Origin of the sequence: Nostoc sp. NMS2 (genome assembly GCF_017115105.1) — a bacterium.
Classification (GTDB): Bacteria; Cyanobacteriota; Cyanobacteriia; order Cyanobacteriales; family Nostocaceae; genus Nostoc.
In genome coordinates, this window is record NZ_JABXKH010000179.1 from 1 (window position 1) to 12,900 (window position 12,900).

13 protein-coding genes and 2 pseudogenes are annotated in these 12,900 nt (G+C 42.4%); 6 read left to right on the forward strand and 9 right to left on the reverse strand.

Annotated features, from left to right (window positions below; genetic code table 11):
* Positions 1-45 precede the first annotated feature (45 nt).
* Positions 46-1,440, reverse strand: a pseudogene (locus tag HWQ36_RS33770) (YifB family Mg chelatase-like AAA ATPase); the annotation flags it as partial.
* A 303-nt stretch (positions 1,441-1,743) separates the two neighbouring features.
* On the opposite strand from HWQ36_RS33770, the gene HWQ36_RS33775 reads away from it, so the two are divergent.
* The 3 genes from HWQ36_RS33775 to HWQ36_RS33785 all read left to right on the forward strand — a co-directional run bounded on the left by HWQ36_RS33775 (position 1,744) and on the right by HWQ36_RS33785 (position 4,689).
* Positions 1,744-1,884 carry a hypothetical protein gene (locus HWQ36_RS33775; RefSeq protein WP_292711391.1) on the forward strand — a complete coding sequence of 47 codons (141 nt, stop codon included), beginning with the start codon at positions 1,744-1,746 and terminating at the stop codon, positions 1,882-1,884.
* A 305-nt stretch (positions 1,885-2,189) separates the two neighbouring features.
* Positions 2,190-3,212, forward strand: coding sequence for a serine hydrolase (locus HWQ36_RS33780; RefSeq protein WP_292711394.1), 1,023 nt, complete (start codon positions 2,190-2,192; stop codon positions 3,210-3,212).
* Between the two features lie 472 nt (positions 3,213-3,684).
* Positions 3,685-4,689 carry a 2-hydroxyacid dehydrogenase gene (locus tag HWQ36_RS33785; RefSeq protein ID WP_292711396.1) on the forward strand — a complete coding sequence of 335 codons (1,005 nt, stop codon included), beginning with the start codon at positions 3,685-3,687 and terminating at the stop codon, positions 4,687-4,689.
* Positions 4,690-4,732: 43 nt separating this feature from the next.
* Here the strand turns inward: HWQ36_RS33785 and HWQ36_RS33790 are convergent, their stop codons facing one another.
* The 6 genes from HWQ36_RS33790 to HWQ36_RS33815 form a co-directional block, all read right to left on the reverse strand.
* Positions 4,733-4,993 (reverse strand): hypothetical protein, encoded by a 261-nt coding sequence (locus HWQ36_RS33790; protein WP_366830180.1) that lies wholly within the window; start codon positions 4,991-4,993, stop codon positions 4,733-4,735.
* Complete coding sequence (locus HWQ36_RS33795) at positions 4,990-5,733, reverse strand: M50 family metallopeptidase (protein ID WP_292711399.1); 744 nt, start codon at positions 5,731-5,733, stop codon at positions 4,990-4,992. Before HWQ36_RS33795 ends, HWQ36_RS33790 begins: the two co-directional genes overlap by 4 nt.
* 152 nt (positions 5,734-5,885) lie before the next feature.
* Positions 5,886-6,749, reverse strand: a complete 864-nt coding sequence (locus HWQ36_RS33800; protein ID WP_292711402.1) for an FHA domain-containing protein — start codon at positions 6,747-6,749, stop codon at positions 5,886-5,888.
* A gap of 239 nt (positions 6,750-6,988) precedes the next feature.
* The gene (gene pgl, locus HWQ36_RS33805) at positions 6,989-7,711 is read right to left on the reverse strand and encodes a 6-phosphogluconolactonase (RefSeq protein ID WP_292711404.1); all 723 of its coding nucleotides are present in this window, start codon (positions 7,709-7,711) and stop codon (positions 6,989-6,991) included.
* A 273-nt stretch (positions 7,712-7,984) separates the two neighbouring features.
* Positions 7,985-8,728 carry a ribonuclease PH gene (gene rph / locus HWQ36_RS33810; protein ID WP_292711406.1) on the reverse strand — a complete coding sequence of 248 codons (744 nt, stop codon included), beginning with the start codon at positions 8,726-8,728 and terminating at the stop codon, positions 7,985-7,987.
* A 187-nt stretch (positions 8,729-8,915) separates the two neighbouring features.
* Positions 8,916-9,539 (reverse strand): nucleoside monophosphate kinase, encoded by a 624-nt coding sequence (locus HWQ36_RS33815; protein WP_292711409.1) that lies wholly within the window; start codon positions 9,537-9,539, stop codon positions 8,916-8,918.
* Positions 9,540-9,882: 343 nt separating this feature from the next.
* Here HWQ36_RS33815 and HWQ36_RS33820 point away from each other — a divergent pair, with 343 nt between their 5' ends.
* On the forward strand, positions 9,883-10,419 hold the full coding sequence (locus HWQ36_RS33820; protein WP_292711412.1) for a P-loop NTPase family protein: 537 nt from the start codon (positions 9,883-9,885) through the stop codon (positions 10,417-10,419).
* Between the two features lie 92 nt (positions 10,420-10,511).
* Entirely contained in the window at positions 10,512-11,081 is a 570-nt protein-coding gene (gene dcd, locus HWQ36_RS33825) for a dCTP deaminase (protein ID WP_292711422.1), read from the forward strand.
* A gap of 141 nt (positions 11,082-11,222) precedes the next feature.
* Here dcd and HWQ36_RS33830 read toward each other — a convergent pair.
* Both HWQ36_RS33830 and thyX read right to left on the reverse strand, forming a co-directional pair.
* Positions 11,223-11,543, reverse strand: a pseudogene (locus tag HWQ36_RS33830) (DUF4351 domain-containing protein); the annotation flags it as partial.
* Positions 11,537-12,259, reverse strand: a complete 723-nt coding sequence (gene thyX, locus HWQ36_RS33835; protein ID WP_292711414.1) for an FAD-dependent thymidylate synthase — start codon at positions 12,257-12,259, stop codon at positions 11,537-11,539. The gene thyX and the pseudogene HWQ36_RS33830, both read right to left, overlap by 7 nt.
* A gap of 239 nt (positions 12,260-12,498) precedes the next feature.
* Between thyX and HWQ36_RS33840 the strand changes: the two genes are divergently transcribed.
* Positions 12,499-12,714: a chlorophyll a/b-binding protein gene (locus HWQ36_RS33840; protein ID WP_292711417.1), complete on the forward strand. Its 216-nt coding sequence runs from the start codon at positions 12,499-12,501 to the stop codon at positions 12,712-12,714.
* The last annotated feature ends 186 nt before the right edge of the window (positions 12,715-12,900 follow it).

The following is a 12,900-nucleotide window of genomic DNA, read 5'->3' on the forward strand; positions in this document are numbered from 1 at the left end:
AAAAACATCTCTGATGTTCTTTTAGCACAGAGTGTTACTATTTTGGAGATGTCTAATGGCTACTTCTAATAAATTGCGACTAGCGTCATCTAGCTTGCACCATTTCTGGAGATGACGACTTTGCATCTGGGCATTGCAACGCAGATTTGTTTCTTCTTGGAAACGGGTAATGGCGCGATTGCTTGCTTGTTGCACTCGTTGTAGCACTGATATTGATGTTTCTCCCGTAGGTTGTTGGGTAATTTCTTCTGGTTTCAAGCGATTCACCGCAACTTGTAAATCAATCCGATCCATCAACGGCCCAGAAAGTTTTGCCCAATATTGCTCGCGTTGGCGGGGAGAACAAGTACATTGTTGGATGGTATCGCCATAGTATCCGCAAGGACAGGGATTGGTACTCGCCACCAAAGTAAACTGCGCGGGAAACGTTACTGATAGTTTGGTACGGGAAATCGTGACGTAGCCATCTTCTAAAGGCTGACGCAGAAATTCCAATACATCACGCTTAAATTCTGTCAACTCGTCCAAGAAAAGCACACCTCTGTGAGATAATGAGATTTCGCCAGGACGAGGAAAGCTACCGCCACCAACCAGAGAAGGCCCGGATGCTGAGTGGTGGGGACTGCGAAAAGGGCGATCGCGTACTAACGAACCGCGATTTTTCAATAAACCAGCCACCGAATGAATGCGAGTCACTTCTAGAGATTCTGCAAAACTCAGGGGCGGTAAAATTCCTGGTAAGCGTCGTGCTAACATGGTTTTCCCACTACCAGGCGGCCCGACAAAGATTAAATTGTGTCCACCAGCAGCAGCAATTTCTAAAGCCCGACGCGCATGAGCTTGTCCTTTCACGTCATGCAAATCTGCACTAGCGTAAGATGGTGTTGTTATGTTTACTGTACTATCCATCTGCACAGGTTTGTAACGCCCTGGATTATTTAAAAGATTCACCACATCAGACAGATGTTTGCAACCATAAACAGCCAAGCCTTGAACCACTGCGGCTTCTTGGGCATTATCAGCAGGGAGAACTAAACCTGCAATTCCCATTTTTTGGGCTGCTGCTGCGATCGGTAAAACACCAGCCACCGGACGCAAGCTGCCATCTAGAGACACTTCACCTAAGAATAGATAATCCCCCAACAAATCAGCGCTAACTTGCTCAGAAGCCGCCAAAATTCCCACACTAATAGGCAAATCGAAACAGGGGCCTTCTTTGCGTAAATCTGCCGGAGTTAAATTGATCACAATTTTCCGCATGGGAAAGGCAAAACCTGCATTTTTCAGCGTTGCTTTGACTCTTTCTCTCGATTCTTGAATCGCTGAATCTGGTAGTCCCAAGACAACAATTCCCGGTAATCCCCCTGAGACATCGACTTCTACGCCGACTTTTACGGCATCGATGCCCACAATTGATGCACTCCAGACTCTGGCAAGCATTTCTTATATAACAGTAAACCTTTCAAATCTCTAGCAGATGCGTGGGTAGATTGGCATTAGTAAAACTACATAGACGATTTCACCTATCCAGTATAGTTATACCATTTCTTTTTCTACTCCACCAATTTAGACTTGTCACGCCACTAAGGTATTTTTACTTTATAAATAACCTTTAACACCGTAGTTACTAAGTGTAAAAACCATAACTAATTATCCGAACTTGATATCATGAATTAATAATTATGAATTAGAGCGAAGCAATTGCTTTTTTATCCAGATTGCTATAGCAGTCCTATTTGATTCGTGAAAAATATAGACAAGGAAACGAACCGCCAAGAACGCCAAGGAGAGGCAGCGCGGTCTTGGGGAGCCACTGCGGTCTTGGGGGTTTCCCCCATGAGCGACTGCCGTCGCAAAGGGAAGAAAAAAGGAATAAATATATAATTTTCACAAATGATTTAGGACTGCTATATGTATGTATAAATCATTGCTAGCAAAATTAAAACTGCAATCATAATCTCTTACTATTTGTATAAAAATGTAATCAATTGATGTGATAAAAGCATATTCTCTATATTATACATTGTGCTTTTTTACCATACATTTTATTTTCAATTTTCCAATAAATCTGTTTTTCATATCTCTTGACATGGGATACCTTAGTGATTACTATGTCAATCAATCCGGATTTCATTAACTTATTGAGAAAATCTCTGTAAATAAATCCAACACTATCCTTACAGCACTACATGAAACTACGCTGGTTATTACTCAGCCTTACAAGTATTTTTTTACTATCGTCTCCAGTAAAAGCGAATCCCAACACAAATCAAGTTGGCAACGTAAATAACTGGAGTGCAAATCAATCTGATTTACAATTACCAAAACTTAAATTTATTCCTCCGGTTCCTCTGGGCGATCCTGGCAACCCAATAAATAGTTCTAAATTTACTGGTGTAGTTCCTCTAGGACGCGAGATATCAGAACTAAAAACTCCTATTAAAGCATTAATGGCTCACTATAGATTCCTCACTCCCGGAATCTTTTTTATGGACTTAAAAACAGGTGATTATTTTAGTGTTAATGGTGATAAAGCATTTTCTGCTGCTAGCACAATTAAGTATCCGATTTTGATTGCATTGTTTCAGGAAGTAGATGCAGGCAGAATCAAACTCGGTGAAGCTTTGGTGATGCGGCGGAAAAATGTCACTGGCGGTTCTGGAGATTTACAGTATCAACGAGTGGGAACTAAGCTGAGTCTCTTGCAAACTGCAACCAAGATGATGACTATTAGCGATAACACTGCTACAAATATGATTATCGATCGTTTAGGTGGTGTATCTAAATTAAATCAAAAGTTTCGCCGTTGGGGATTGCAAAGCACTGTGATTCACAGTATGTTAGGAGACTTTAAAGGAACTAATAAAACTAGTGCAAAAGATTTGGTACGACTGTCAGCTTTGATTACAAATAATCAGTTAATTTCTGATAGAAGTCAATCCCAAGTTTTAGGTATTATGATTCGTTGTCATAATAGAACGTTGCTTCCATCTGGCTTAGGTTATGGTGCAAATATTGCTCATAAAACAGGGACTCTGCGATTTGTGTTGGGTGATGCAGGTATCATTGAAACGCCATCAGGCAAGCGTTATTTAGCAGGAATTTTCGTGCGTAGACCAAATAATGACATTAGAGCTAAGGATTTTATTCGTCAAGTTTCTAGGGTCATGTATGGCTACTTCGAGCAGCCAAAAGTCAGTAATTTACCTTAATTATTTATTCTGAATTCTAGATTTTTGCTTTAGTTTCGGATTTACGCAGAAGAGATCCCCCAACCCCCTTAAAAAGGGGGCTTTTTATTTACTTGTTTTTTATTTAAATAAGGTTATACGGCAATACGGTTCAGTTAAGGGTAAAAACTAAAAGTTGTGTAGGTTGGGTTGAGGAACGAAACCCAACATTATTAACCATTTGTTGGGTTTCGCTATTGCTCAACCCAGCCTACTATTTTTCTACTATTTTTCTTAACTGAACCGTATTGGATTATAGGGGAGAGTGCGAAAGAGATTTCAGGTTTTTGGTGGGTTAATCCTATAGTTATTAAACCGTTTGTACAAACATCAATTCTGAATACTGGCAATGTTCAAAAATACGATAGCGAATAGCCCGTATTAAACATCGCTTCTTTAACTGCCAAGGTATTATGTAGTCGGATACCGTGCAGTATAGAGCTTGAGGTTTTACATGAAAGTAGCAGTCTTCAGTACAAAAGTCTACGATCGCAAGTTTTTATCAACTGTAAATTCTCCCACACAACACGAATTAGTGTTTTTTGAACCCCGTTTAAATCGGGATACTGCTATCCTCGCTGCCGGATTTCCGGCGGTTTGCGTATTTGTACACGATCAGGTTGATGCCCCAACTTTAAAACTTCTCGCCTCACGGGGTACTCGGCTGGTTGTCCTTCGCTGTGCTGGGTTTAACAATGTAGACTTACAAGCCGCAGCAGATTTAGGAGTTACTGTTGTGCGTGTTCCCGCCTACTCACCTTATGGAGTAGCAGAACATGCCGTAGGATTGATTTTAAGCTTGAATCGCAAAATTCATCGGGCTTATAACCGTGTCCGAGAAGGCAATTTTTCCCTAGATGGACTGTTGGGATTTAATTTGCATGAGCGTACAGTGGGGATTGTCGGCACAGGCAAAATCGGTCTGATTTTAGGACAGATTATGAAGGGGTTTGGTTGTCACATACTCGCCTATGACGTTTATCGCAATCCAGAATTGGAGGCGTTAGGTGGAAAGTATGTAGAACTACCTGAGCTATTTGCCAACTCTGATATTATTTCTTTACATTGCCCTCTGACTCCCGAAACGCATCATTTGATTAACGCTGAGGCTATAGAAAAGATTAAGTCAGGCGTGATGCTAATTAACACTAGTCGGGGAGCGCTGATTGATACCCAAGCAGTGATTGAGGGATTGAAGTCTGGTAAGATTGGCTATCTCGGTGTGGATGTTTACGAACAAGAATCGGAATTGTTTTTTGAGGATTTATCTGGCGAAATTATTCAAGATGATATTTTCCAACGTCTGACAACGTTCCCCAATGTACTAATTACTGGACATCAAGCCTTTTTTACAGCAGAAGCTCTCCACAATATTGCAGAAACAACTTTTGCTAATATTGCTGATGTTGAAAATGGTCGTCCTTGCGCTAATGAAATTCGCGCTCAACCGTCAGCTTAGGTAAGGATTGGCGATCGCAATAACTTTAGACTAAAGCCACCAATCAATCCTCATTATCTGGCAAATTCTCCATTTCCTCAGCAATTAGCGTCTGAAAATCTTCGTCACAATGATTATGCAGATGAACCGCAGCAGCTAGGAGTTCTGCGAGAATTTCAGCTTGTTGATTAGCAGTTAAACTAGATAACTGTAACTGGTTAACTAAGGCTTGTACTTTCAGGCACTCTGTACTTAATTCAGCAATTAAGGTACTGAGGGTTAAATTCGTGACTGCAAAAGGGCGATCGCTAATCTGTATTTTCATTCTGAACGATAGGCAACGCGGAGACTTTGGACTAAAATCACCAGAGATGCGATCGCCATCAATCCGCCCCAAAACCAATAAGGTAAAAGCAAATATCGCTGCATTTGCGCTGTATCAGAAATTCCAAGGGGGCCAGCAGAACTACTAAATAGATAATCGAGTTGATGGTACGTACTCACACAAGCTTGTACACCCAGAAATTGAATGGCAAATCCTTGCGCCCAACGAGGTGCTTTCAGGGCGATGCCCAAGATTATTAAACCCAACAAGGGAATTGCCACCAATCCAAACCAGGAACGTATCCAAATTAATGTAGAAAGTAGTAAAAAACTCCCTAATATTTTCAAACTTAGAGAAGCTGCTGTAAAACTGCGGGAAGCCAGAATCAAAGCTGCACCGGCAAGAGGCGGCCCCATTGGCCCTGCTGCTGCGACTATTGCCGGGCCAATTGCCCCGAATGACGACCGGATGCCATAAGTTGCGACACCGGAACCATTGCTAAAAATCTGTAATTTCTGAAATTGTCCCCCTAATAGGAGTGCCATTAAGCCGTGACCCATTTCATGAAACCAGGTTGCCAGAATTGTAAATGGGTATAAGATATAATCACCTCCTGGTACTTGCCACAGTAAAGCAGTTGCGATCGCTGCTGCAATTAGCCAGGTTAGCCCCATACGTTCAACAACTGGCGGGGCTTCTTGGGTGAGCAAGGTTTCAAAATTTTTACTTGGTTCCCTCATAGGTCACTCAATTTTGGATTTTAGATTTTAGATTATCCCCACGACACGACTTAATCGTGGGACATTCAATTTTGGATTTTAGATTTTAGATTTTAGATTATTTCTTCAATCTAAAATCCAAAATTCAAAATCTAAAATTCATGGAAAATCAGTTAAGCAAGTTGAAACAGGAATGTCATTAAGTCTCCTTTACCCAAACTGATGCGATCGCCTGGTCGTAATCGATGACGATTCCCTGGTAAAAGGGGCAAGTTATTAATGTAAGTACCATTAGAACTTCCCACATCTTCTACATAGTGAGCGTCTCCCTCAACCCGAATATCTGCATGAATCCGCGAGACAACTTCTGAATTGGGAAATCCTGAAACGTCTATATCTGGAGGAATCCGGTCATTAGGCTTGCCGATATGAATCACAGAGAGATTTTGCGGCAATTCAATTAGCCGATCGGTTTGAACGTGGATTAACCGCGCTATAACCTGCTGCAATTGCGTTCTGGCAACAGTTGCAGTTGGTGCTGGTGCAGTTGGTGGGGGTAGTTCAGCTTCAGAGGGTGGCGCTGGTTCCAACGGTGGTGGAGTAGGAATACTTTGTCCAGAAACTACGGGTACAGCGACGCTTGGCTCTGCTTCTGGGGGGCTATTTTCTATAACAGTTGCCTCTGGCGGAACTGCCACCTCTGTTGCTGGTAAAGATGAACTGGGAGGATGAGAGTTAGTAGAACCGCTCATTCCCAAAGCATCTGGTTGTAAAAGTTCTAACAGTGGATCGGGTGGAACTAATGGCGGTACTTCCACAGGAACATCGGGAGTAACTGTTGTAGCTACCGCATTATGAACGTGTGGAACTCCTGCGGAGTGAAGGTTATAGCCACACTGGCCACAGAATGCAGCATCTGCCTGTACACTTGCCCCACAACTAGGACAGTTAGTAGTCGCGGGTAACGGTGTATAGCAAGCTTCACATTGGACAGCACCATCAGGGTTGGGATGATTGCAATTAGGGCAGACGATCATCGATATTTAGCCTTTGTTCAAGATAATCATAAACATAGGTAGGACTGGCAAGCAGAGGGCGGCCCTAGCTTTAGATTCTAGCAATTACTGCTAATGGAACTATCGAATTGACACAGGGAAATGTGGGGGGATAAGGGAGCAGGGAGCAGGGAGCATGGGGAAAGAGGTAATTTTTCATTCCCTCCCCTTGCCCCCTACTCCCTGCCCCTCTGCCTCTTCCCCATGCCCAATTCCCAAATTTAATGTTGCAGTTCCAAACCTGCTGCCGCATCCAGCAGCCACCAAAGTTCACCTTGGGGTCGAATTAAGCGGGATGGGTAAGTGAAGTCATCGGCTACAGGTGCAAAGACTTGCGCCAAAGCTGGGCGTTTATTAGCACCAGCAACCACAAAAATCACACTGAGAGCAGAGTTGATGAAGGGGTATGTGAAACTTATCCTGGGGTTTCCGTCTTTGTTACCTACAGTCACCAGGCGATCGCGTACTTTGAGAGCCTCTGTGTGGGGAAACAAAGATGCAGTATGTGCATCATCACCCATTCCTAGTAATACTACATCCAACGCGGGGAACTCTACCCCAGAAGAATTGAAAAATTCTTTGAGTTGTTGTTCATACTTAGCAGCCGCCAGTTCTGGATTGGCTTCTAAAGTTGGTACGGGGTGAATGTTAGCTGCTGGGATATCAACACGATCTAGCCATGCACGACGCGTCATCAGTTCATTGCTATCGGGATGATCTGGTGGTACGTAACGCTCATCCCCCCAGAATATATGAATTTTATCCCAAGGCAGTTTTTGAGTAGCGATCGCTTCGTATAGCGGTTTAGGTGTACTGCCGCCAGATAAGGCGATGGTAAACCGCCCTCGCTGCTCAATGGCAGTTTCTAATTTAGACAGAATTAATTCTAGCGCTCGTGCAACCAGCGTCGGCTGATCCGGTAGAACTTCAACGGTTTTGCTCATGGCTTCATCATCATATTGCTGGCTTCCAGCAATACCATACCGAACTTATTACAATCCCCCTTTTTAACTTTTGAAACATTTAACATCATCGATTAAGTAGGCTGGAAAAATGTAGATGCTCATTATCACCCTCAACAGTAAGTTGTCAGTGGTCAATTGTACTAACTACTAACTCCTTTCATGATTATTTTTATTTACACCCAGTTACTTGATACTTTGTTGTGTAACACCACAGAGGACACATTTATTAATTCTTATTAAAAATTAATAAAACTAATTAATCACAAACAATGATTCCCAATCAGCGATCGCTTCGCGTTGAACGATTAACAATTCCTGAATTCCTTTTTGGGCGACATCTAAGAGTTGATCCAACTGAGTGCGGCTAAAGCTCCCTTCTTCGGCTGTTCCTTGGACTTCAATGATTCCCAGGTGTTGATTCATCACCACGTTAAAATCTACTGTTGCAGCCACATCTTCGATATAATTAAGATCCAAAAATGGCTCTTCCTCCAGTAATCCTACGGAAACTGCTGCTACCTGTCCACACAGAGGCGATCGCTCTAACACGCCCTCTTGCAACAGTTTAGAAATCGCATGAGCCAACGCCACAAACGAGCCTGTAATAGCTGTTGTTCGAGTTCCAGCATCTGCTTGCAAGACATCGGCATCTACAGTCAGCGTGCGTTCTCCTAGTACCTCAAAATCAACTGCTGCCCGTAAGCTGCGCCCAATTAAACGTTGAATTTCTTGCGTCCGTCCAGATAATTTCAATAATTCCCTTTCTTGGCGTTTTTGAGTGGCAGATGGTAACATTCGGTACTCAGCAGTTAACCAGCCTTTACCAGTTCCTTCGAGAAACTTCGGGACTCCCTTATTAACGCTAACAGTACAAAGTACCTGAGTATCACCGCATCTTGCGAGAACAGAACCGGGGGCAAAGCGGGTGAAACTGGGGTAAAAGCTGATCGGACGTAGTTCGTAAGGAAGACGGCCGTCTGGACGCTGCCAAGCCATTAGAATTGCCTCAAGTTTTACAATACTGCCTTAAGATTACCTTAGTGTTATTGGGAATTGGGAATTGGGCACTTGTACTGAGCGACTTGTGCCGAGCGAAGCCGAGGTAAGTCGAAGTATTGGGCATTGGGCATTGGGAAGAATTCTCCCTAACTCTTGTACAGACGCGATTAATCGCGTCTCTATTCTAAGGAACTGAAAGCAGAGTCAAAATATTTTGCTGCACCATTTCTGGTGACTGGTCGCCATTGATGGTCAATAGGCAGCGACGACGGTCGTAATATTCTAGGATTGGAATGGTGCGATCGTAGAATAATTCTACACGGCGCTGCACGATTTCTGGTTGGTCATCTGGTAGCGATCGCCCCAAGGATCGGCTAACCATCACTGCTTCTGGAACTTGGAGATAAATTGCCCAATCTAGCTTTTGCCCTAAATCATCCAATAAAAAATCTAATTCTTCAGCTTGGAAGGCAGTACGAGGATAGCCCTCTAAGACCCAATCGCAGTTAATATCTGGTTGTCTGAGGCGAATTCTGATCAAATCAACGATCATTTCGTCTGGAACTAACTCCCCTTTTTGTATGTAGGGCAGTGCGTGATAACCTAGTTCATTCAGACTAGCGTAAACCGAGAGAGAAGTCCGGGGATCGGCTTGAGACCATCGAAATTCCGGCAGGGGCTGATTGCCAGATATTGCTTCCCGTAAAATCTCACCTGTAGAAATCAGAGGAATATCAAAGTATCTGCCAAGCCTTTGTGCTTGAGTGCTTTTCCCCGATCCTGAACCTCCCAGAATCACCAATCTCACAACAATTCACTCCTCATGCTGTCAAATTCACTACTTGCTAAGTCTGTTTTTCCCAAACAACCGACAAATCTAACATTTAGCGATTTTCAGACGTTATACCCAGCTTTGTTAAATAATCGGAACTCAAACTCTTGTGTTTTAACTTTTACAACTATCTTCAAGGAAAAGACGGAAATTTAAATCAAAACAACTCTTGACTTGAACACAAACCTAGTGTTTGACTAATAATGCAATTTGCCAAATCCACCACACCTGTGAAAAACAGATTGATTATATAGGCAGATTTGTACTAATTACTGACAACAACAAACTTAATTATTGTATCTTTTTGAACTTAAACCCTATGATTGCCCAGCTAGAAACTCAAAGTATCAATTCAACTCTTGCCTTGCCATATCCAGTTGAAGGACTAGTGCAAGTTTTCACTAGCTCACATCGTAATTTTTTTACAAGCGTGATAGCTCAATCACTTAGAATAGCTGGACAAGGAACGCCAGTATTAATCGTGCAGTTCCTCAAAGGAGGCATTCGTCAAGGACACGATCGACCCATACAACTAGGACAAAATTTAGATTGGATTCGCTGTGATTTACCTCGTTGTATAGATACACCACATTTAGACGATACGGAAAATCAAGCCTTGCAAAAGTTGTGGCAATATACACAACAAGTAGTGTGTGAGAGCAAGTATTCTCTCGTGGTCTTAGATGAGTTAAGTTTAGCGATTAACTTTGGTTTAATTCCTGAAACCGAAGTTTTAGCGTTTCTGGCAAAACGCCCTCCCCACGTCGATATCATTCTCACAGGGCCAGAAATGCCCAAATCTCTCTTGGATGTAGCAGATCAAATTACAGAGATTCGTCGGAGTTATCGACCCTAAACAAAGTACTCGGTTCGTGCTAATATATCAAGTCTGTTTAAATTAACGTTAGCAACGAACTTGTGATTAAGAACGATATCTGGATTAATGAAATGGCTCAACAGGGTTTGATTTCGCCCTTTGAGCCAAGCCTAATCCGAAAAGTGCAAAAAGATGAGTCTGTAGCCGTTCAACCTGTAATTAGCTACGGTTTGTCTTCTTATGGTTACGATATACGCCTTTCCTCGGCAGAGTTCCGCATTTTTCGCCACATTCCCGGAACTGTAGTCGATCCCAAAAACTTTAATCCCCAAAATTTAGAGCCAACAGCATTGCATACTGATGCCAGTGGCAGTTACTTTATTTTACCTGCTCATTCCTATGGACTTGGGGTTGCTCTAGAAAAGCTGGAGGTTCCTGAAAATATTACAGTAATTTGTATAGGTAAATCTACGTATGCAAGATGTGGCATAATTGCAAATTTAACGCCTGCTGAGGCTGCATGGCGAGGTCATTTAACTTTAGAATTTTCTAATTCTTCTAGTGCTGACTGTCGCATTTACGCTAGCGAAGGCGTGGTGCAATTGCTATTTTTAGAAGGTGAACCCTGCGCTATTAGCTACGAAGCACGCCAGGGAAAATATCAGGATCAGCAAGAAATTGTAACTTTGGCTCGTATTTAGACTGAATGATATCTAAAAAAACTTTACACAAAATATAGAACTTAAATCTATTCACCAATTGCACTGCCGATAATAATTTGATTGCAGATGTATCTAGTGGGCAATTGCGTTTACCGTTGGGCTTGTCTTACCTCCATTTTTTTATCGCACTTCTAGCCAAACTTGTAAATCGGGCAAACTAGTAAAATCTAACAGTGCTTCACTCAAATCTTCCAGAACAGGCAAAGGTAAACCAGAAATTGAAGAGCGTATATCCTCAGAAAGTTCTCCAAATCGCTTAGTTAATTGCCGGAGAATGAGATTAGCTGTTGCTTCCTCGCGTCCTTCCTCGCGTCCTGCTTCCTTAATTTCTCGGTAAACTCGCGTTTCCTTGAGCGTGATTCCTAGCATAGACTCTACCTCCGCTTGAGTTAATTGTTCAAACCTGTACACCATGATGGTCGTTATTAATTCAATTATGGCGCAAGTCTGGCCTTACCCAGACGCTGTTTTTCATACCATTGTGCGATCGCAGGTGCCCAGTCTTCAAAGTGAGGCCACATCATTTCACACAACTTCTGAATTTCAAGTTGAGCGTCTTTCTTATTTCTCAGGTCACAAAAATGCAAGAAAGACCTTAAATTGAAACTAACTACAAAATGCTGGCGATAATCAAAAGGCACTTTACCTCTTGCGTGTTCTTCAGACATCCCAGCCTCAAAGTCAGCTTGATATCGTTTAGCTGCTTCCAGACACCACTCTAAATCTGCTGCTCGTTGCTCTGGTGAATAATGGTATTTTTTGCCCTGTCTATCAGTGTAATAACCAATAGGGCGTAGGTAAAAAACATCTTCTATGTCTTTCTTACCTTCTAGTACATGAATAAATTGGTTGCCTGTATACCTAAAAGATTGAACATCAAATGATACTCCCACGCGATGAGTACGAGCCTGCTGCATAACACTGTGGGGAAAGTAACCACAGTTAAAAACAATCTGAGGATGCTCTAGAGGCCCATAGTGTCCCCTCTCACCCGCTAAAAGTCGCTTAACAATAACTTCGCCGCTTTGTGACTCCGACGGCCAGGAGTCGCGCTCATCAAACACGAACCCATCGGTATAGTCCTGGTGCATCGCGGCATAAATCACCTGCTGCGGGTTTGGCGTTTTGGCGATAACCTCTACTCGAAATCGATGCATTAGCTTATGGGGAATGGATTTGTGAGGTAGTTCGGTCTTGGGGGTTTCCCCCATGAGAAACTACCGTGACTGAAAGTGCTTATGCAGAAGACGCGGAGCCTGTTCGTTAGACATGGCTTTGAACTCGATTCATTATCATATCTCTGCCTTGGACTTCTACTTGATGAGATTAAGATACTTTACAAATATTAACAAGTTTGTTACAGTTGTTTACATAAAGAGAAAACAGGGAAAAATCCATGCGTACAAGCACTGCTATAATTGATGACCAAGGCAAGCTGAACAACTTTGCGATCGAGCCAAAAGTTTATATAGATGAGCAAGGCGATCGCACTGGCTTCACTCCCTATGCAGAAATGCTCAATGGTCGTTTAGCAATGATTGGTTTTGTTTCTCTGATAGCTTTAGAAGTATTCACAGGACACGGTATTATTGGTGTTTTGGCAAGCCTGTAAAAACTAATTTATATAACTTAATTCTCAATAAAAATAAGAGACGGTAAATTTACCGTCTCTTATTTTATGGAAGACTTAGTGCTAGAGTAAAAATATACTGATAGCAAAAGCCTTTATCAGCGTAAAAATATTAGACATCTCCGAAAACGATCAAAGGCTTTATGTGGCTAGGCTATAGTCCGTAAA